General features: G+C 32.7%; 20 protein-coding genes, 1 riboswitch and 1 other annotated feature. Of the genes, 7 read left to right on the top strand and 13 right to left on the bottom strand.

Annotated elements, in window-relative coordinates; all coding sequences use genetic code 11:
- Positions 1 to 27: 27 nt before the first annotated feature.
- A riboswitch (TPP riboswitch) is annotated at positions 28 to 131 on the bottom strand.
- A gap of 41 nt (positions 132 to 172) precedes the next feature.
- The 5 genes from OC526_RS01980 to OC526_RS01960 form a co-directional block, all read right to left on the bottom strand.
- Positions 173 to 1,633: a TrkH family potassium uptake protein gene (locus OC526_RS01980; RefSeq protein WP_262121793.1), complete on the bottom strand. Its 1,461-nt coding sequence runs from the start codon at positions 1,631 to 1,633 to the stop codon at positions 173 to 175.
- A gap of 2 nt (positions 1,634 to 1,635) precedes the next feature.
- Positions 1,636 to 3,006, bottom strand: coding sequence for a Trk system potassium transporter TrkA (trkA, locus tag OC526_RS01975; protein WP_262121790.1), 1,371 nt, complete (start codon positions 3,004 to 3,006; stop codon positions 1,636 to 1,638).
- Between the two features lie 165 nt (positions 3,007 to 3,171).
- Positions 3,172 to 4,371 (bottom strand): M20 family metallopeptidase, encoded by a 1,200-nt coding sequence (locus tag OC526_RS01970; protein WP_262121788.1) that lies wholly within the window; start codon positions 4,369 to 4,371, stop codon positions 3,172 to 3,174.
- 35 nt (positions 4,372 to 4,406) lie between these two features.
- Entirely contained in the window at positions 4,407 to 5,180 is a 774-nt protein-coding gene (locus OC526_RS01965) for a hypothetical protein (protein WP_262121787.1), read from the bottom strand.
- A gap of 8 nt (positions 5,181 to 5,188) precedes the next feature.
- The gene (locus tag OC526_RS01960; RefSeq protein WP_262121785.1) at positions 5,189 to 5,959 is read right to left on the bottom strand and encodes a hypothetical protein; all 771 of its coding nucleotides are present in this window, start codon (positions 5,957 to 5,959) and stop codon (positions 5,189 to 5,191) included.
- A 79-nt stretch (positions 5,960 to 6,038) separates the two neighbouring features.
- Here OC526_RS01960 and OC526_RS01955 point away from each other — a divergent pair, with 79 nt between their 5' ends.
- Complete coding sequence (locus OC526_RS01955) at positions 6,039 to 6,323, top strand: GNAT family N-acetyltransferase (protein WP_262121783.1); 285 nt, start codon at positions 6,039 to 6,041, stop codon at positions 6,321 to 6,323.
- 130 nt (positions 6,324 to 6,453) lie between these two features.
- On the top strand, positions 6,454 to 7,596 hold the full coding sequence (locus tag OC526_RS01950) for an MFS transporter (RefSeq protein WP_262121782.1): 1,143 nt from the start codon (positions 6,454 to 6,456) through the stop codon (positions 7,594 to 7,596).
- A gap of 23 nt (positions 7,597 to 7,619) precedes the next feature.
- Here the strand turns inward: OC526_RS01950 and glsA are convergent, their stop codons facing one another.
- Complete coding sequence (gene glsA, locus OC526_RS01945; RefSeq protein WP_262121781.1) at positions 7,620 to 8,552, bottom strand: glutaminase A; 933 nt, start codon at positions 8,550 to 8,552, stop codon at positions 7,620 to 7,622.
- A gap of 134 nt (positions 8,553 to 8,686) precedes the next feature.
- On the opposite strand from glsA, the gene OC526_RS01940 reads away from it, so the two are divergent.
- Entirely contained in the window at positions 8,687 to 9,970 is a 1,284-nt protein-coding gene (locus tag OC526_RS01940; protein ID WP_262121778.1) for a C40 family peptidase, read from the top strand.
- 38 nt (positions 9,971 to 10,008) lie between these two features.
- Here the strand turns inward: OC526_RS01940 and OC526_RS01935 are convergent, their stop codons facing one another.
- From OC526_RS01935 to OC526_RS01920, 4 genes are all read right to left on the bottom strand, one after another.
- A complete protein-coding gene (locus tag OC526_RS01935; RefSeq protein ID WP_262121775.1) occupies positions 10,009 to 10,983 on the bottom strand; it encodes a DUF1002 domain-containing protein in 975 nt (324 codons plus the stop codon).
- 8 nt (positions 10,984 to 10,991) lie between these two features.
- Positions 10,992 to 11,777, bottom strand: coding sequence for an Mrp/NBP35 family ATP-binding protein (locus OC526_RS01930; protein ID WP_262121773.1), 786 nt, complete (start codon positions 11,775 to 11,777; stop codon positions 10,992 to 10,994).
- A gap of 114 nt (positions 11,778 to 11,891) precedes the next feature.
- Complete coding sequence (locus OC526_RS01925) at positions 11,892 to 12,911, bottom strand: PTS transporter subunit IIC (protein WP_262121771.1); 1,020 nt, start codon at positions 12,909 to 12,911, stop codon at positions 11,892 to 11,894.
- Between the two features lie 70 nt (positions 12,912 to 12,981).
- Entirely contained in the window at positions 12,982 to 13,479 is a 498-nt protein-coding gene (locus OC526_RS01920; protein WP_262121769.1) for a transcription repressor NadR, read from the bottom strand.
- A 67-nt stretch (positions 13,480 to 13,546) separates the two neighbouring features.
- Positions 13,547 to 13,773, top strand: a binding site (T-box leader).
- Between the two features lie 58 nt (positions 13,774 to 13,831).
- Here OC526_RS01920 and OC526_RS01915 point away from each other — a divergent pair.
- Genes OC526_RS01915 through murJ form a run of 4 tightly spaced genes read left to right on the top strand, consistent with a single transcriptional unit; the run spans position 13,832 to position 18,165 of the window.
- Positions 13,832 to 15,418 (top strand): ABC transporter substrate-binding protein/permease, encoded by a 1,587-nt coding sequence (locus OC526_RS01915; RefSeq protein WP_262121767.1) that lies wholly within the window; start codon positions 13,832 to 13,834, stop codon positions 15,416 to 15,418.
- The gene (locus OC526_RS01910) at positions 15,405 to 16,139 is read left to right on the top strand and encodes an amino acid ABC transporter ATP-binding protein (RefSeq protein ID WP_316043764.1); all 735 of its coding nucleotides are present in this window, start codon (positions 15,405 to 15,407) and stop codon (positions 16,137 to 16,139) included. The genes OC526_RS01915 and OC526_RS01910 overlap by 14 nt, the downstream gene beginning before the upstream one ends.
- Positions 16,140 to 16,147: 8 nt before the next feature.
- Positions 16,148 to 16,660, top strand: a complete 513-nt coding sequence (locus OC526_RS01905; protein WP_262121764.1) for a hypothetical protein — start codon at positions 16,148 to 16,150, stop codon at positions 16,658 to 16,660.
- On the top strand, positions 16,657 to 18,165 hold the full coding sequence (gene murJ, locus OC526_RS01900) for a murein biosynthesis integral membrane protein MurJ (protein ID WP_262121761.1): 1,509 nt from the start codon (positions 16,657 to 16,659) through the stop codon (positions 18,163 to 18,165). Before OC526_RS01905 ends, murJ begins: the two co-directional genes overlap by 4 nt.
- Before the next feature lie 75 nt (positions 18,166 to 18,240).
- Here murJ and OC526_RS01895 read toward each other — a convergent pair whose 3' ends face one another.
- From OC526_RS01895 to OC526_RS01885, 3 genes are all read right to left on the bottom strand, one after another.
- Positions 18,241 to 19,362, bottom strand: a complete 1,122-nt coding sequence (locus OC526_RS01895; RefSeq protein WP_262121759.1) for a transglutaminase domain-containing protein — start codon at positions 19,360 to 19,362, stop codon at positions 18,241 to 18,243.
- Between the two features lie 116 nt (positions 19,363 to 19,478).
- Positions 19,479 to 20,054 carry a hypothetical protein gene (locus tag OC526_RS01890; RefSeq protein ID WP_262121758.1) on the bottom strand — a complete coding sequence of 192 codons (576 nt, stop codon included), beginning with the start codon at positions 20,052 to 20,054 and terminating at the stop codon, positions 19,479 to 19,481.
- 22 nt (positions 20,055 to 20,076) lie between these two features.
- Entirely contained in the window at positions 20,077 to 21,126 is a 1,050-nt protein-coding gene (locus OC526_RS01885) for a hypothetical protein (RefSeq protein ID WP_262121756.1), read from the bottom strand.
- Between the last annotated feature and the right edge of the window lie 12 nt (positions 21,127 to 21,138).

Raw genomic sequence — 21,138 nt, 5'->3', positions numbered from 1 at the left:
AAAAAGAATACCACAAGGGGTATTCTAAAGATCAAAAATTAATTTTCCTACGTTGGCATTACCCAAATCAGGTAAGGTCGATGGTCTACCATCCTCTCAGCCCCTAAATTAGAACTCCCTATGAGATTTTATTTATATTTTCATTGTATAAAATCCACTAATTTTTGTCAATCTATTTGTTTTTAAGGTTTTTGTAGGTTGCAGGTGAAAATAATAATATCATTGGGTACAATTCAAGTCTACCAAATAGCATTGCCAGTGTTAGGACAAATTTTGAAAGATAGGTCATATCCATAAAGTTATTCATAGGTCCTAATACTCCAAGTCCTGGTCCAATGTTATTAAATGTTGTGGCTACCGCTACAAAGGCTGATTCTAAATCGTGGGTGTCTAAAGTTATAAATAGCATAAAAATGATAAATAAAATTATATAAATTACTAGGTATTTTAAAACTGATTCTTCAACTTCATCATCAATTTTTTTATGGTCAAGCTTAGTAACTGTTACCCTCATTGGATTTATGGTTTGTTTTATGTGATTTATTGCTGATTTTATAAGTATAACTATTCTAGAAACTTTTATGCCTCCACCAGTTGATCCTGCACAACCACCTATAAACATGAGTAGTATCAAAATATTTCTAGCAAACATTGGCCACTGCCCAAAATCTGCAGTGACATAGCCTGTAGTTGTAATTATGGAAGAAACTGTAAAAAACGAGTTTACTCCAGAATAATACAGATCATCTGACATTGGTGCTATGTTTATAAAAATAAGTAAGGATGATAGACCAATAATCCCCAAATACCAATACAATTCCTCAGATTTGAAACTTTCTTTTATGGATTTGAAAATAGCAAAATAATATAAGTTAAAGTTAATTCCAAACATAAGCATTGCTATCCCTAGGACTATTTCTATATATCTAGAATCATAGTGTCCAACTGATAGACCATAATTTGCAAATCCACCTGTTCCAGCTGTTCCAAAGGCAAAAATCAAACTATCAAATAAGTTCATGCCACCAAAAAGTAGAAAAATTGTGGTTATCGCAGTCATTGATAAGTAAATAATATATAAGACTCTAGCAGTTTGTGAAAGCCTTGGCATAATTTTGCCAAAAGTCGGTCCTGGAACTTCTGCCTGCATCAAATTTGTCGACTCGTTATGGGCCTTTGGTAAAATTGCAAGGGTAAAAACCAAAATCCCCATTCCCCCAATCAAATGTGAAAATGATCTCCAAAAAATAATTGAATGTGGCAGCAATTCTACATCAGCCGCAACAGATGCCCCACAAGTAGTAAATCCACTTGCCATTTCAAAAAATGCGTCTATAAATCTTGGAAAATTTGATCCTGTCAAAAAAAGTGGAATTGCACCTATAACAGAGTAAAGCACCCAGCAAAATGCTGTTGTAAACATAGCTTCTCTGGTATAGATATGACCCTTTTCAGATCCAAATTTTACCATTACAGATCCTAATATTACCGCTATTATAATAGGTATTATAAAATTTAGTTTGTCATTTAATGTTTCATTATAGATAAAGGCTACGATTAATGGTACAAGCATTAATAAGGCTAATACCTGTAATAGCCTACCTATAGCATTGTTAACTATTTTTAAATTCATTTTTACACCAATATATCATCTATTTGGGTGATGTTTTTGCTTTTTGTAATTATCAATACTCTATCTCCCCTATCTATCATTGAGTTACCAGTTGCAACTTCGATTGCTCCTCCATATTCATGATGCTCAATAATAGCCACTAGTGTATCCGGTTTCACATTTAAATCTTTTAATTTATGATTAAATAAATTTGAATGTTCATTTACTTCAAATTCTAAAACTTCAACCTGGTCTTCTTCGAGTTTATATAAGTTATTTAAAGTAGAAAGATCCTTGGCATTTTCTTTTGATCTTATTAGCCTATTAATATAATTACTTGCTGCTGTTTTTGGAGTAAAGGTAGCGTCTATATCCAAAATCCCTGTGATTTTTAAAAGATTTGTTCTATTTACCTTTGCAATTATTTTTTCAATGCCATAATGTTCTGCCATCAGAGCAATAAGTATATTTTCTTCATCAATTCCTGTTAATGAAACTAGGGCATCAAAAGAATCTATACGTACTTCTTCTAGTATATCTGGATCTGAACCATCAGCATTAATAACAACAGCATCACCAAATTGCTCTTGGATTGCCATTGCTTTTTCTTTATTTATTTCAATTATGGTTACATTGAAGTTTCTTTCCAAAAGTAAGGCTGTTAATTGGAGGGTTATGGAACTAGCTCCTATTATTAAAATGTCCTTTATCCTGACACTTTCAGGAATTTCTGACTTGTAAAACTTGTCTATCCCCTCTTTTGTGCCCATAATATATATTTTTTGTCCACTTTTTATGATAAAGTTTCCCTTAGGGATAGTGATTTCTCCATTATCAACTACAATTCCAATTATAATGTCAAATTGTCTAAGATAAGAATTTGCCTCCATTAGACTTTTACCTGCTAATTTTGAATTCTCACCGATGGAAATCTCTATCATAAGTGCTTTCTCATCCACAAAACCCTGTACATTTCTGGCATGGGAATACTTAATAGACCTTTGAATTTCTTTTGCTGCCAAGTACTCAGGATTTATGATTAAGTTTGAATTTGTCACATCTTGGATACGGTCAAAATGATTTACATATTTGGGATCCCTTAGTCTGATAATAATATTGCTAGCTCCAAGGGATTTTGCTAGAGATGAAGCTATCAAATTTACATCATCACTCATGGTAAGTGCTATAAATAAATCACAGTTAGCAACGTCAGCCTCTTCCAAAACATCAACATCACGACCATCTCCAACCAAGGCCATAACATCATTTTGTTCTAATAATCTATTTAAAACTTCTTTGTTTTTATCAATTACCAAAATATTATGATCTTGCAAAGATAATTCATTTGTTAGATGAGAGCCCACCTTACCTGCTCCCAAAATTATAATATTCATAAAGTCCTCCTAGGCCTAATAAGTATAGCACTCTTGCCTATAAAATCAAATTAATATATTATGCAATTAGTCTTTTTATACCCTAACTTATTTATATGTCGATGATTATGTTTTCTAGATTTTGCAACACAAAAAGAGGCACAAGGCCTCTTTGTTTTTTTATTTCTAATCTTGATTCAAAAATTCGTAGGCATATTGGGCTAATAATAATGCCCCATCTTTAAAGACACTTTCATCTGGGTTAAAATTTTGGGCGTGGTTGATAGGAAATGTAGATGGGTCTTCTGGATTTTTTGCACCTATGCACATATAAGCTCCTGGCATGCCGGCAAAATCTTCATAGCCTGCAAGTAAAAATCCAAAATCTTCGGATCCTGCTACCTTCATGTCAGTTTTGACATGGTCATCTCCAAATAAATCTCTGGCAACTTTTACAGCTATGTCTGTAGAAGTTTTTTCATTTATAACCGGACCTGCTCCTTGGTTAAAGGTAAATCCTGCACTTCCCCCATAAAGTTTTGCTGATGATTCTGCTATTTCCTTTAGGTCATTTAAAAATTTATCAGCAGATTCATTAGTGAAAAACCTGAAACTACCAACCAATTTTGCTTGGCTTGCAACTGCATTTGCAACCGATCCACCTGAAATAATACCATAATTTAAAACTATTGGCTCATTTAAGGCATCAACTTTTCTAGCAACTGCTCCATTAGCAGCATTCATAAAGGTGTTAAGCATCATAATTGCATCGTGACCTTCAAATGGGGTGGATCCGTGGGCAGATTTTCCCTTGAAATTTGCTTCAAAAAAGTAATTTCCAGCCATTACTTGGTCATATCCAGTAGCTGCGTATCCAAGCGGAATGTTTGTGAAAATATGAATTGCAAATCCACTATCCACATCCTTGGTAACTCCTTGTTTTACAACTGCCTTTCCTCCATCACCAGTTTCTTCTCCTGGTTGAAATAAAAGTCTAACTGTACCATTTAATTCATCTTTTATTTCCAAAAGTGCACGAGTTGCTGCCAAAAGCATGGCAGTATGGGTATCGTGGCCGCAAGCGTGAGATTTGCCTGGATTTTTGGATTTAAAATCAAAATCATTTGTTTCCTCGATTGGCAAAGCGTCAAAGTCAGCACGCAATAAAACTATTTTGCCATCACTATTTGGATTTATTTCTGCAACTAATCCAGTTGGTTCAAGTTGTTTTACTTCTAGTCCATAAGACTCCAATTCTTTTTTGATAAAGTCATTTGTTTGTTTTTCTTCCATGGATAATTCTGGATTTTGGTGAAGCTTACGTCTTTGTTCAATTATTTTTTCTTCGTCTTTATATATCAATTCTTTAAGTTTTTCATTTACCATTTTTTCTCTCCTTTAGATTATTATTACCCCTAGTTTTAATAATCTTTTTCTTCTTTGCTTATTGTTTGAGCTTTATAATTCAAATAATTGTTGGAAAGCTCCCCAATTACCAATATTGATGAGATAATAACATAAAGAATAAATGCTATAGCCAATACCAGCATAGTAGCAAAAACAAGCATACCTTCTCCATAAGAAAAAATTCCATAAACTATTAAAATAAATATAATTAATGGCAACACATACCATTTTACATACGTTAATACGGTTTTACCAAATAAATCCTTACCAGTTTTAAGGGTTTTTTTGAAAAGATCTCCAAAAACTAGGTCTGGATAATCTGCTACTACAAAATATTGATAATTAGTAAGGGCTCCATAAATTAGGGTAAATAATCCTCCTATAAGAAGAAATCCAAGTCCCATTTTTATGGCCTCTCCTATACCTCCACTGGCTAGGATAAACATAATTGAAACTACTACTCCCGCTGATAAAATAAATACCACTATAGATGGTATAAATAAAATTAAAAAGCAAAGTAAGAAGGCCTTAAAATTTAAATGATTTATATTATCAAAATATTCTCCTAAGCTGCCCATCCTATTAAAAATCAAGCCTCTGGCAATAATAAATTGGAAAATAATTATAAGACTTGTGATTATAATATTTAATAAAATATTGCCTCCTGTTTGAACCAAGGCTCCTGTATCTGAAGTATTGCCTGCCAAAAATAGAGTTATTAAAAAAATAAGAACGGCAGATATTACTTGTATTATAAATACTGATGAAAATTTATAATCTCTTTGCATTGTTTCTCCTAGACTTTTTCCTCTTTCGGTAATATATCTTCTTTGACTCCAGTAGATTCATCTTCTATGTAATCTAAATATATGTCAGAATATTTTATAATAATAATTAATCCCCAAATTCCAGCTGCTATTACAATAATTAATGAAAGTAACGGTACTCCGCCAACATCCAAGACAGTGGTGCTTAATATGTTTGGTAGGAAAAATAATCCTATGAAAACGGCAGGTAAGAAAATATATATCATAAATATTTTTATAGTCTTAGAAGTCAAATCTTTACCGGTTTTGAAAATTTTGCCAATAAGCTGGGTAAATGTTAAATCGTCTCTGTGGGCAACTACAAAAAATCTGTAATTTGTAAAAATTTTAAAAATTAAAAATAGGATTAAAATAAGTAAGTAAACCAGTAGACCAACCCCATTTAATAAACTTGACTCTGTAAACATCCTATATAAAAATTCAAGTGTATTATCACTATCAGCAAAAAAAGCAATGACTGCCTCAATCAATTCTAATAAGAGAAATGCTCCCATGGTTTTAAATGTTATGTACTTTATATTATGTAAATAATCTTTTAAATCTCCCATCCTATTATTTATAAGACCATAAGCAATCATATAATTTGTCGAAATTGTTACCAGTGTTGATAAAAAGGTAAAGATCAAATTAGAGACAGGGTTATGCCCAACAGCATCATTTAAAAAAATTAATAATATACTAATTACTATTGCTATTAACGAAACACCAATAAGCGGCCATAATTTATATTCTCTTTTCATATCCACCTCCTAAAAAAGATTCTGCTTCCATTATTAATTTACCCAAATCTGGGTACTTATATAATAAGAGGTGATAAATATGATTATTAGATTTGATGAAGACCAATTAAAGGCATTAGCTTTTGATGGAGATGACCAAGTTGGTTATTGCGAAGTAGAAGAAAAAATTGATAGCACATGGGCAATTACACATACAGTTGTTGATGAAGAATATAGGGGACAAGGAATTGCCGAAGATTTAATTGATAAAGTCTGTGAGCAAGCTCGTGGAAATTATAAAAAAATTCTTCCAATTTGTTCATACGCTGTCAAAAAATTTGACGAAGAGCCAGAAAAATATGGCGATGTTGATGCAAGAGCATAAATTTTATTAAGCTGAGGATTTTCCTCAGTTTTTCTTTGTCCTTTTTTAATTGCAAACAAAAAATAAATCTTTACCAAAATCTTTCTATTTGGTATCATATTTTAAAAGAAAATATGATTGAGGGAATATTTTGAAAAAAGATTTAAAAATACAAATAGCAATCCTAACCATTGCTCTTTATGTAGCCAGCAACAGTGTAGTCTCAGGTACCCTTGTTTTTATGCAAAGGGACTTTGGGATTTCTATAACAAACGCAGAATCCTTAATAACAATTTCATCCATAGCTACCATTGTAACAATTTTTCTTAGCGAAAAAATCACTCAGAAAATCGGCATGAAAAAATGTGTTTTGATTGGGCTTTTTTTAGTTGGAATTTCTTCTATTTTGCCAATTATAAATACCACTTATCCTTCAGTTTTTATCAGCCGTCTGATAATGGGTGCTGGAGTTGGTCTGTTTAATGGCCACAGTGCAAATTATATAAATGTTTTCTATGAGGGTGATAAGGCTTATAAGCTTCATGGTATAAGAAACTCCACAGAATTTATTTCCCAAATGGTATTTTTATTTATAGCAGGTATTTTGATTAAGATCCATTGGAAATATGCCTTTTTAGTTTACTTTTTTGCCTTTTTTATAATGGGATACTTCAATAAAATAATTCCAGAAGTAGACATAAAGGATAGATCAGACCTTGGAAAATTTACTATAAATAGGCAAATATTTTTCTATGTATTTTTTGCTGCAGTCATGATTATGAATGTAACAGCACTTAGCGTACGTTTTCCAACTATTGCTACTATTCAAAAAGGTATAGGCGTTGATGCAAATTTATACATGATAATCCTGCCAATGTCAGGGATGATTTTTGGATTTTTATTTGGTATTATCAACCGTATCTTGCGTCAAAAGACTATTTTACTTGGCCTTGGCCTTTATGTAATCGTAAATCTTATCCTGGCTTTTTTTGGCAATGATATGTATATATTTTTGCTTTGCATGGTTATTGTTGCCTTTTCTCAATCCCTGTGTATTCCATATCTTTTTGCAGAAGTATCTAGATTTGTAAAAGGATCCCATGCTAGAATTGCAAATAATTTAATTTTTATAGGTTGTAATGTCGGTGGATTTGTTGCTCCCTTTTTCCTTAAGGGAGTAAATGATATTTTAAATACAGATTCACTTACCCTAGCCTTTACAGCATTTAGCTTGATTTATGCCATAATGCTAATCATAAATACTTATGAATATAAAAAATCAATTGCAAACTAAAAGAGCAGAATGACTGCTCTTTTTTAGTGGATAAAAATACTTAAATCCAGTTCTTGACCTAGTATATTAAAAATTTCCTTACCACGAACGCTATTTCCAGTTGCATCAAGCCTTGGAGAATAGACTCCTATTCCGCAAACCCCAGGTACAACTCCCAAAATTCCGCCAGATACTCCAGATTTTGATGGAATGCCTACATTCATTAAATACTTTCCAGAATTTTCATACATTCCGCAAGTTGCCATTTGGCTGACTACAATTTGTACTTCAGATTTGGATAATAAATTGTAATGGCTATCTAAATCAATGCCTTTATTTGCAAGAACTGCCCCCATTCTAGCAAGGGCACCTACATTTGTAGAAATGGAGCAGGCTCTGATATATAAATCCAAAACTTTTTCTGGATCATCGGTAAAAATTTCCTTGCTTTTAAGATAATAAGCAATGGCCTTGTTTCTAACGGTTGTATCCATTTCTGATTTATAAACTTCACTCATAAGTGCTGCTTTTTCGTATTGGGACATTTTTTGATAATACTCTAGAATTCTAGCAAATTTTTCATCAACATCATTGCCCAAAATCATTGAGCTTGTTGTCATAGCTCCGGCATTTATAAAGGGATTTGCTGCCTTTTCATCTATGGGTACCAGGGAATTAAATTCGTATCTGGTTGGCTCTGTCCCTACTTTTTCAAATACTGCTTCCGGGTCATTATCGTGAAGGGCCATAATTAGTAGCAAGACCTTTGAAATAGATTGGAGGGAAAATTCGTAATTGTAATTGCCATAATTAAAGCAATCTCCTGTCACTGACATGATGCTAAGGGCAAAGTTATCTGGATCTACATTTGCAAGTTCCGGTATGTAATTTGCAAGTTTTCCTTCTCCAATCAAATTTTCACTGGACTTTATAGCCGTTTTTATTTTTTCATCAATAAAATCTCTGTTATATAACATAATTCCACCTCGTTTTTAAAATATACCCAAATTTTATTTTCTTTTTATGAAAATATGCAAATATCCCTTAAAAATTGACATTGCCAGCAATTTCTTTTAGAATTATATTAGAATAATATATACGGGAGATTAATGTGGCAAAAAGATTTCAAAAAGCCTTTATTACTTCATTGATATTTTCTCAAATTTTTATAAATCCCGCTATTTCCCAAGCAGATTCCATTATTTTAAACAAAAATACAACTGACGGGGTAAATGTGCGTATAAAAGAGGATGTAAATAGCGAAATCCTAGGTGGGATTGAGGACTTTACACCTTATGAAATAAAAAGTGAAACTGATGATTGGTATGAAATAGAATTTGAAGGCAAAAAAGCTTATGTAGCTAAACAATGGTTTTATAAAATAAATCACACCAGCCTTTTAGCAGAAACAAACCTAAAAGAAAAAGCCGATAGCAATTCAAATAATCTTACTAATCAAAAACTAAAAGAAAAAACTAAGGTCACAATTTTAGAATTTGACCCTGACAGTGATTTCGTAAAAGTTTCCTATGATGAAGATTTTAAAGATAATAAAAAACTAAATACTATTGACATAAAAGAGCTTGAAAATAGCTCACTGCTTTATGATCTAGCAGATACAAATGAGCAGGTTGAGGTTAAAACTGTAACGCTCGGAGATGAAAATCCAGAAATTCCAAGTGTAGTAACCTTAAATGAAAACGAAACTCCTGAAACTGTAGCTTTGGATAGAACTACTCCGAGCGGAGAAGATGAAAGCGGGTCTTCCAATGAACCTACAATAAAAGAAGGCTATGTAAAACTAGAAGACCTTGCAATTTCAAAAAAAGACCCTAGTGATTTGGAAAATATGACTGAGTCTTATAATGAAATGAATACTTTCATCAAGGACCAATTGGCCCGTGAAGAAGAAGCTAGAAATGCAGTTAGACAGATAACAGAAGTTTCATATGTAAGCACAACTACATACCAAGATCAAGTTTTAAATACTAGTCAAAATCAAAGTCCAAACTCAGTTATGGTCCCAGTTACTGGTACTGAAACTGGCAATAAGCTTTACAAATGGGCTACTCAATATCTAGGAAATCCTTATGTTTGGGGCGGTATTGATCCAGTCCGTGGTATAGATTGTTCTGGTTTTACCATGCAAGCCTACCGTCAAATTGGCATCAATCTCCCACACTTTGCTCAAAGCCAGCAAAGATATGGGGTAGAAATCCCATTTGGCCAAGAAAAAGCTGGAGATTTAGTATTTTTTGGAACTAGTTTAAATAATATAACCCACGTAGGAATGGCAGATGGAAATGGAAATATGATCCACGCATCAAGCCCACGCTACGGCATTATAATAGGACCTATAAGAAATCCTATCTCAATTAGAAGAATTGTATATTAAAAAAGGAGCATACAAAGATGCTCCTCTTTTTTATCTAATTATTGGTTTTCATTTGATGAATTAGCAAAAATATTTAAAAACGAATTTACAATTGATTGTAAGAAATTAATAATAGAATCCAAAAGTCCACTATCTTGGGCTTCTTTAGCTATATTATCAATAGATTCTTTGTTTTCATTGTAAAATTTGCCAGCATTATCTGCTAGTTCATTTCCAAATTTGATAAGATTTTCTCTTACTTCCTTGCTATCAATTGCAGATGAATTTTGATATTTATCAAAGAAATTAATCAAAATATTTATGTTGTTATCACTTAAAACATTTTCAAGATTTACATTTTTTAGGGCATCTTGAATATAAATTGCAATTTGATTTGCATCTGCTGCCTGACCTGTTTCTTCCTTGTGTTCAGCAAGTTTTTGCTTAACTTCAATTACAACCTTATCTAATTCTGCTGGGTCAAAATTTGCCTTATCTTTGTTTTCTACTGCAATTTCATTTACAGTTTCTAACTCTTCTTGGGCAACCTTTGCTCTTTCTGGATCTATATCTTTTCCAGAATCTGCAAGTGCTGCATAAACACCAACTAGGGCTGACTCACCGGTTACTGGTTTTGGACTTGCTACATAAATATCTGCATCTGAAATCCCTGCTGTAATGGCCGCATTTGTGTATTGGCCTTGGGTAATAGATGTGATATTTGCAGGTGTTACTATATTTACCTTAATTCCAGAATTTTCTGGTAGTTTTTTGATATATACTGATGAAATCATATTTGTGTTATCAGTATAGTATCCTAAATATTTTTCTAGGTCCTCTCCAGTAGCTGTTTTATAAGCTAGGTTTGGATCATTGCTATTTACACCAAAGGCTTGGTTCATTTGACTAATTTGTTCATTATTTAAGGCTGCACCATATACTACAGCATCCTTATTTGCATCATTTGCTGCAAATGCTAGCGATGGTACAAAAATACTTAAGGCACATAAGAGTGCTAAGAGTCTTTTTTTCATAAACCCTCCTATAATGATTCGATTTTCTCGATTATTGGATTTAGCTCTTCTAAGTTTACATCTTCTACAAGACCAGCATCAATTTTGCTTGCAATTTTTGGGTTGATTGGTAGTTTTGCAATTGTCTGAATATCGTATTTGCTTGCTACTTCTTCAACATGGCTATCTCCAAAAATTTTGTGATCTGATCCACAATCTGGGCATTTAAAATATGACATATTTTCTACTATTCCTATTACCTTTTTACCCATCATTTTTGACATTTTTAATGATTTTTCTACAACCATACCCACTAAATCTTGTGGAGTTGCTACTGCGACAATTCCATCTATTGGTAATGATTGGAAAACTGTAAGTGGCACATCACTTGTTCCCGGTGGCATATCGATAAGCATGTAGTCGATTTCTCCCCAGTCTACGTCTGTGTAGAATTGTTTGATAACACCAGTTACAATAGATGATCTCCAAACTACTGGGTCAGTTTTATTTGGTAAAATCATATTTACAGATATGATTTTAATTCCATCACGGGTCACACCTGGATACATGATTCCTTCTTTGGTACCGGTTACACTTTCATCAATGCCAAAAGCTTGTGGGATTGATGGACCTGTAATGTCGGCATCAAAAACTGCTACCTTGTAGCCTTTTTTATTTAATTTATTAGCTAGCATGCTGGTTACAGATGATTTTCCTACTCCACCCTTACCACTCATTACTGCTATAACTTTACCAACTGAAGAACCTTCGTTTAGGTTTACTTTAAATTGGTCAAAATTTCTTTGTTTTTCCATTGAACTCTCCTTTATAAAAGAAAAAAGCATTATTTATTTAATGCTTCTTCCTTAATTATATCTATTTTTTATTAAATTGCCATAAACTTATAGCAATACCGCTATATTTAGCCATTAGAAATTAATTTTCATATCATTATCTTTTATTAATCCTTGCTTATACATTATCTTATAAATTATAAAAGAAAGAACAGCTGGCAGTATGAAGTGTAAAAATAAAATTTGGATCAGTAAAAGTGAAATACTTCTGCCATCTGCCATGGCATTTAGTGTTGAAATTTGTCCTACAAGGCCACTTGTTCCCATGCCAGATCCTAGGGGAGTATTTTCCATTTTAAAAACTAAAGTAGAGATAGGTCCTAAAATAGCTCCTGCAAGTGTTGGTGGGATCCATATCCATGGATTTTTGATAATGTTTGGCACTTGAAACATCGATGTACCTAGTCCTTGGGCAAGTAAACCCTCCAGACCATTATCCTTATAAGAAATAACTGCAAATCCAATCATTTGTGCAGCACAACCAACCGTTGCTGCCCCACCTGCAAGTCCTGATAATGAAAGCATCATACAAATTGCAGCTGATGAAATTGGCAAAGTTAAGGCCATGCCGACCAAAACCGAAACAATTATCCCCATTAAAAATGGTTGTAGTTCTGTTGCTCGCATAATAATATTTCCAAGACCTGTCATAAAGGTTGATACACCTGGTCCTATCAAATCTCCAACTAAAACTCCAATTAAAATCGTGATGGCAGGTGTAATGATTATGTCTAATTTTGTTCGTTTTGAGACTAGCTTTCCAAATTCCACTCCAAAAATTGTCGCAATATAAACTCCCACTGGACCGCCTAATTCATAGGCTCCTAGACCTACAATGGTCGATGCAAATAAAACTAAGTTTGGTGCTTTTAGGGCATAGGCTATCGAAACTGCAATTGCAGCTCCAGTAGCTTGAGTTACCAATGGCCAAATGCGTTCTGTTAAAAATAAAATATTAAAAGAATTGCCAATTGAATTTAAAATTGTCCCCACAAGTAAGGAGGCAAAAAGTCCAAAGGCCATGGCACCTAGGGCATCTATAAAGTAGACCCTAGCTGAAATATTAATTCCCTGCTCTTGTAAATATTTTTTCATGTCTTCTCCTTAGATTTTTCTTAGCTAAAGTATAACATAAAAAATATTTATTGTATATACAGTGGGAAAATTAATTTAAATAGCCTTTTTCCCTTAATGCCTTTTCAATACTTTCTAAACTTTCACTATTTTTTGCACTTATGGTGTGGTAATGAACATTATCCGTCAAATTTTTAAGGGGTGTTGATATTGTCATGTTTTTTACAAAATTACTGACTCCATTGCGGGAGTGGATATTCAAATCTTTTCTGATTACTCCATAGACAGGGTGATTTATAAATACATCTATGATCACTCCACCATTATCCACAATTGTATTTAATTCATCTTTGATGGCTGAGTCCTCATGTTTTGATTCGATAATGCGAGTTAGTTTTTTACTATTATCTATTTTATATCCCTTATTGGTAGAAATTATTTCTATGCCAAAGGCCTTTAAAACTCCAATGTCTTTTACGATTATTTGTCTGGATACTCCAAACCTATCTCCCAAAGCCTCTCCAGATATTGGATTTTTGCTAGTTTGTAGAATATTTATGATTTCTTTTTGTCTTTCACTAAGTTTCATACTTTACCTCTTTTCTTAACTATACCATTAAGGCTTGACTTTTTTATCAAAATCTTGTATTATATCCTAAACAACGATGAGAAGAAGAGTAGCTACTTGGAAAAATCTAGAGAGTCCCGGCTGGTGGAAAGGGACATTTGGAAGATTAGTGAAAAAAGCCTTTGAGTTTCTTTGAGGATATTTGATTCAAAGACGTGATGCACGTTACAGCAAACGAGTATGATGGTACTTAATGAGATGTACTTTGCGAAAAGTACATGAATTTGGGTGGTAACACGGCCTTTCGTCCCAAGAATGCGAAAGTGTGCGTGTATTTTTTTTACAAAATTTTAAGCCCAAGGAAGGAAAAATTATGAAAAGACTAAGAAAAATTTTGTTAAGCTTAATCCTTCTCCTAGCAAGCTTTACAAATTTAAGTTTTGCTAGTGAGGAAGGTGATGTTTTAAGAGTTGGTATGGAAGTAAACTACGCTCCCTTTAACTTCTCTGAAGTAAATGAGGATAACGAGGGTGTCCCAGTAGCAAACTCCCCTGGCGAATATGCCAATGGTTATGATGTAGCTGTTGCAAAAAAAATTGCCGATGAATTAGGCAAAGAACTAGAAATTTATAAAATAGACTGGGATGGGCTAATACCAGCCCTAACTTCTGGCAAAATTGATGCAATTGTTGCTGGTATGAGCCCTACAGAAGAGCGTCTAAAACAAATAGACTTTACAGATAGCTACTACGATGCAAGTATTGGTATTGTAACAAGAAAAGACTCAGCCTATGCCGATGCAAAAGATATCAACGACTATAAAGATGCAAAAATCACTGCACAGCTTGGTACTTTCCACCTTGATCTAATCGATCAAATGGATGGAGTAAATAAGCAACAAGCCCTAGACTCCTTTCCAACTATGATTGCTGCAACAAAGGCAGGAACCATAGATGGCTATGTATCTGATAAGTCCGGTGCAATGATAGCCATTTATGCAAATACAGATTTATCTTATAGAGATTTTAATCCTGAAGAAGGATTTGATATCGATCCTATGCTTACAACTATAGCCGTAGGTGTAAAAAAAGGATCTCCTCTAAAAAATAATATAAATAATGCTTTGAAAAATATTTCTCAAGATGAACAAGACGATATTATGGATCATATGATAAAAATCGCAAGCTTTGGCGAAGATCAAAGCAAGGATAATTTAACATTTTTTCAAGAAATGCAATCCATTTGGTCTAGATATTCCTCCCTATTTTTAAAAGGAATTGTAAATACTCTATTCATAGCAATAGTTTCTACTCTATTAGGATTTTTAATCGGATTACTTGTTGCAGTTATTAGAAAAACAGAAGTCAATAAAGAAAAAAATCCTATAGGCAACGCCATCTATAAAATAGTTAACTTTATCTTAGGAGCCTATGTAGAAATTTTCCGTGGTACACCAATGATGGTTCAATCAGTAATTATTTTTTATGGATTAAAACAATATTTTGGCATAGACCTATCCACAATGTTTGCGGCAATCTTAATCGTATCAATTAATACAGGTGCGTATTTATCTGAAGTTGTCCGCGGCGGTATAAATTCAATTAATAAGGGACAATTTGAAGCTTGTAAGGCCTTAGGAATGACCCACTGGCAAACTATGAAAAATGTAATAATTCCACAAACTGTAAGAACAATCTTGCCATCATTAGGTAACGAATTTGTTATAAACATTAAGGATACATCAGTACTTAACGTAATATCAGTGACAGAATTATTCTTTATGAGTAAGTCAGTAGCAGGATCTACCTACCAATATTTCCCAACCTACCTAATAACAGCCCTAATATATTTCATCCTAACATTTGTAATTACTAGAATCCTTTTAGTAGTTGAACGCAGAATGATGGGCAGAGAATATATCAAAGAATCAAGTACAGGAGCAAAAAATGTCAATAATTAATGTAAATAACCTAGAAAAAAGCTTTGGCGACCTAAAGGTCCTAAAAGATATAAATTTTAGTGTAGAAAAAAATGAAGTTGTCTCCATAATTGGTTCCTCAGGATCTGGAAAATCTACCCTCTTAAGATGTCTAAATCTACTTGAAACACCAACAAGTGGGGAAATCTTATATGAAGGTAAGAATATCTTGGAAAATGAATTTGATGAAAGACACTATCGTTCACAAGTAGGAATGGTTTTCCAAAACTTTAACCTCTTTGAAAATAAAAATGTTTTAGAAAACTGTACTCTGGGCCAAGAGCTAGTTCTTGGCAAAAATAAAAAAGAGGCAGAAGAACTTGCCATAAGCTTTTTGTCAGATGTAGGCATGCAAAATTTCATCCACGCAAGACCTTCCCAATTATCTGGTGGACAAAAACAAAGAGTAGCAATAGCTCGTGCACTTTGTATGAATCCAAAAGTGCTGCTTTTTGATGAACCAACAAGTGCCCTTGACCCAGAAATGGTTGGTGAAGTTTTGGAAGTAATGACCAAACTTGCTAAAACTGGTATAACCATGATTGTGGTAACTCACGAAATGGACTTTGCCCGTGATGTTTCTACTAGAGTTTTATTTATGGATAAAGGTATAATTTTAGAGGATGGATCTCCAAAAGAAATTTTTGAAAATCCTACCCATAACAGGACTAGAACATTCTTATCAAGATTTTTAAATAACTAGGAGAATAAATGAAAGATTTAGTAGAAATTTATTCATCAGACGAAGATTCCTTTGCTGTTGGATACATCATTTACCAAAACACAGAGAGATTATTTACCCACTTGGTAGATGACCAAGGCAAATTTGATGGATATCTATTGTTTGATAAATCAACTATAGATGGAATCGAAAGAAATACAGAATACCTTAAAAAAATTGAAAAATACATGGGATTTTGGGGCAATATTTCCATTGGAGATAGCGACAATGCAATCTACCAATCAAAACCTGACTTTAGGGATTTGATAAAATATGCCAAAGACCACAACAAAATCATAACTCTTGCAACAAGTTTTAATTACTATGATGTATCAACAGGTTTCGTTAGAGATTTCAATGATGAAGTCGTAATTATAGATGCAATAAATAAGGCAAATGCCCAAGTATTTGATCAATTTGAAATAAAAATAGACGAGCTAATAACCCTAGAAATTGAATCAATTGACAATTTCCTATTGGGTTATGCCAACAAAAAATCATGAACAATACACTAATACTTATAATATTAAATTTAGTAGGAAAAATCTTCTCATTTATTCGTGAGATGATTTTTTCTTTCTTTTATGGAACCGGGCCAATCACAGATGCCTTTAACACATCGACAACCGCTGCTACTTTAATTTTTTCTGTAATCACCTATGCCCTAAGCAAAACTTACATACCAACCTACAATGAAGTTTTAAAAAAGGGCGGAGAAGAGTCGGGAGACAAATTTACAAATAATCTTTTAAACTTCTCCCTATTTTTGACCACTGCGATTATGATACTGGGCTTTGCTTTTGCACCAGCCATCGTAAAACTATTTGCAGCAGGATATAGCGGAGAAAAATTAAAAATTGCATCAAGTTTTATGCGTGCCATAATTTTAACCATTTATCCAAATATCTATGCAGCTATTTTTTCTGCATACTTGCAAATAAAAGGAGATTTCTTGACTCCTGCCTTGCCTCTAATAATATTAAATACAATTCTTGCAATTACAGTTGCAATTTCAAATGGCAATGTATGGATAATGACTATTGGAATATTTTGGGCGTATTTTCTACAATTTATAATATTTCCAAGGGCTATACAAAAAACTGGTTTTAAGCGTAGCAAAATAAAATTTTCTTTTGATGAAAATGTCAAAAAAATTATAATCCTATCCCTACCTACAACATTTTCCATGGCTGCAGTTTATATTTCAACCATTGTCGACCAATCATTTGCTTCTCTAGTTGCAACTGATGGTGGGGTGTCAATTATAAATTACGCCTTAAAAATCCTAAGAATTGTAAGCTCAACATTTATTGTGCCATTTCAAATCACAGCTTATCCAATAATAGGAAAATTAGTTGCTGATAATGACATAAAGGGAATGAAAAACTTAACAAGCAAGACCTTGGTAAAAATAATGATATTATTTATCCCATCTATAATTGGGATGATGGTTTTATCTGAGCCAATAATTTCATTTGTTTATTACCGTGGCGAATTTACCTACAATGATATGATAGCAACCAGCCAAGTCCTATTTACCTATACCTTGTATTTACTGGGGCCAGCCATAGTTGATTTGCTGTATTTGTCATTTTTTTCAAATCAAAATACAAAAATTCCAACAGTTATTTCCTTTATCCAACTAGGGATAAATATTTTCCTCGACTATGCCCTATCAATGAGATATGGCCTAGTAGGATTAGCAATGGCCACAACAATTAGCCAATTGTCATCAGTACTTATGGCTTTTGTAATGTACAAAAAAACCTATGGAAGTCTTGAAAATAAATACATCATTAAAAATATAGGCAAAATCTTAATAGCAGGAGCAGCACTTGGAGTATTTGCAAAATATTTCTACCAGCTAAGACCGTCAAATCTTTGGTTACTAGTAACTATAGCTTTTTCTGCAATCATATATGTTGGAATTATTTATGTTTTAAAAGTAGATGAATTTGATGATATAAAAAATGCATTTTTGAAAAGAAAGAATATTAAGAAAGAGTAGTTAGCAAGCTACTCTTTTTTATTATAAAAAACTTATTAATGACCAAAAAAAAAGACCAAAAAAGGTCTATTTTTCTTAATTTACAACCCTATATTCTCCATCAATCTTTTGGATTGTAGTATTAGTCAAACCAGTATTTAATGTAGAATAGCTTTTTGGCCTGTCTGGATTGTCATCTATTGTTCTAGATTTTTGAATATCTGTATCACTTTTTAGGAAATAATCATAGATTACAAAATCTCCCAAATTTTGAACATAACCTTCATTGAAAGTAATGGTAGGATCATCCCATGTCGCATCAATATTGTACCAAGTTCCATCAATCTTTACCATATTCCAAATGTGAGGCTCACCATTTTTTTTGGAATGTCCGGTAGCATATCTTACATCCAGACCTGATTTTGTGGCTAGTTTATCAAAAAGTGTTGCATAAGCATTGCACACCCCACCATTTCCATAAAGAATTGAAGATGGGTGATAGATTGAAAATCCACCGCTTTTATCATAGCTATCGCCTCTATTATATTGATTTTTCTTTACGATAAAATCATGGATTTTTTTTGTTTTTTCATAGTCGCTATCACTAGCACCTATATTTTGATTTACCCATTGATTGGCAAATGATTCTATCTGATCATCAATCATTGGGTCTTCCCTATAGCTTACTGTAAAAGTCGCAGAATCTATGTAAATCTTGTCTCCCTTGGTTTTTTTAGGGTCGTACTTGGTTTTTACATTTGTTTTGCCATACATACTATAGAAAAAATACCAATCTTCTTTTGCTGTTTCCAAAAACCAAGATTGAATTTGTTGATTTGTTGTGTAAGCATTTATACTTACAGTAAAACTAGTATTTCTCTTATCTAAATTTTCTCTAATAATATTTTTTACTCTGATATTTAGATTGTCATTTACTGCTAGACTTGCCTTGTAATTATTTATCCTAACAATTAAATTTTCGCTATTTTTTATCAAATCTTCTAGGCGTTTTTTTCTATCTCCACTGATAATATTTGGCATATTATCTATGAGATATTTTGCAGCCTTGATTTCTCGTTCCAAAACACTGGTGTCAAGTCTATCCAGTTTTGCCTGATCAATTGCTGCATAGGCAATATTTGGCGTAAAATTTGTATTTAAAATAGGATTTATGGCCAAAATAATGCCCAAAGATAAACCCAAAAAATTTTTTTTCAAAATGCAAACCCTCTCTAATTTAAAATTGTATCACTATATAATATACATTTTTTTTACACATTTTAAAGGTCTATGGACAAAAAAATCCCTACAAGACTTGCTTGTAGGGGATTATTTTATAAGCTTGCTAACATTTTATTTGCTCTAGCAATTAGAGCTTCTGATTGGGCCATCAGGCCATTTAATTGTCTTTCAAATTTTTTGGCATAGTTTGGCATTAATTGTTTAAGTTGTCTAGCTGCAGCTAGTGTAGTTTGGTTTCTTTTTATAGCTTCATTTAATTTGCTTTTTTTGCTTTGGTTTTTTACTTTTTGGTTAACTTCAGTTTTGACATTGTTTTTTGCAACATTTATTCTATTCATTGCATTTCTTAGTTCTTCATAACTTGCAGTATCTAGTCTAGCCAGTACAGATTTAGCTTCAGCAATCGCAGCTTCGTACTCTGCCTTTACTTCTTGGCTAGCATAATTGTAATAAGCATTTGAGTTTACTACATTTACAACATCATCAACTGCCAATTGCAATTGTTTGGCTTGGTTAGTAAAGTTTTGGTCTCTAGTTAAGGTTTGTGCATTTTCTGCTACATTTGGGACTTCATTTGCTTCTGCTGCATAAGCATTTTGTCCACCAAGTCCTAAAAAAGCAATATTTGCTATTAAAAATGTTTTTAAAATGTTTTTCTTAAAATTCATATTAGCTCCTTAGAGATTAGTTTTATCCTCTAATTCCCTTTAGTTGGTTTAAAACTTTTGTTGATCGACTTACAATATTTTTAGAATTATTGATTAATTTATTTAGGTAATCAATATTTTTTGCTGCAATATTTGGAGATAATTCTTTAACTAGTTCAGCTGCCCTTCTTGTTTCATTGTTTTCCTTGATAGCTTCTTCTAATCTTTTAATTTGTTCTTCTCTGCTTATATCGCTTGCAGTTTGTCTTTTTACAAGATTATTTCTTGCAGTTTCTACTAGGTCTTTCGCTGATTTGATTTCATCTAATGTAGAATTTGGGTTTTCTATTGTGGATTTTGCAAGGATTGCTGCGTTATTATAATTATTATATGAGCTTTCTGTATAAAGATTTTTGTCATTATTAATTGCATTTATTTTTGCAATTTCTTCTCTAAGGCTTGCTAGTGCCTTTGTTCTTTGATCATTTGTGATTATTTCTTTTTTTGCTTCCTCTAATGCACTTATAGCTAGTTCATTTTGTAGGTTTGTTAGGTTAAGTCCATTTTCTCCTAGAGTTTTCCAAGCATAGTCTACCGCTGAATCATATTTATCTTTTAATTCTTTTGGTGCATTTTTGTATGCATCGCTTGCCCTAAATTGTGATTGTTCGGTTGTTAACTTGATAATTTCTGTTTTGTCAACTTCCCTACCATTTAGATTTTCCTTAGCATTTTCAACTATTTGTACTCCGTTATTCAGTTTTTTGATATAGAGTCTATAAAAACTAGCATTATCAGTTTTGGTATTTTTTAATTCTTCATATGTAGCTTGAAGACCATTTAGAGCATAGGTATATTGCATTTGAAATTTTTCGTCTGAATTTAAAAATTCATAACCTAATAGATATGATTCATATTCTACAATTTTTGTATTTACCTTATCCAATGCCTCTTTAAATTCTTTTTCAGCTGTTGAAAGTTCTGTGCTGACAGCTGTATCTGTGCTAGCAGCATAAACTTCTTTTGTACTTGGTACTAGTAAAAGTGTACCTATTGCAAGGGCTGCACTTGCTTTTAAAATTTTATTTGTCATATATAACTCCTT

It is taken from the genome of Anaerococcus sp. Marseille-Q5996, assembly GCF_946893725.1.
In the GTDB taxonomy this organism is placed as follows: domain Bacteria; phylum Bacillota; class Clostridia; order Tissierellales; family Peptoniphilaceae; genus Anaerococcus; species Anaerococcus martiniensis.
Note: the sequence above shows the minus strand (reverse complement) of the source record. Positions and strands in the feature narration are given on the sequence as shown.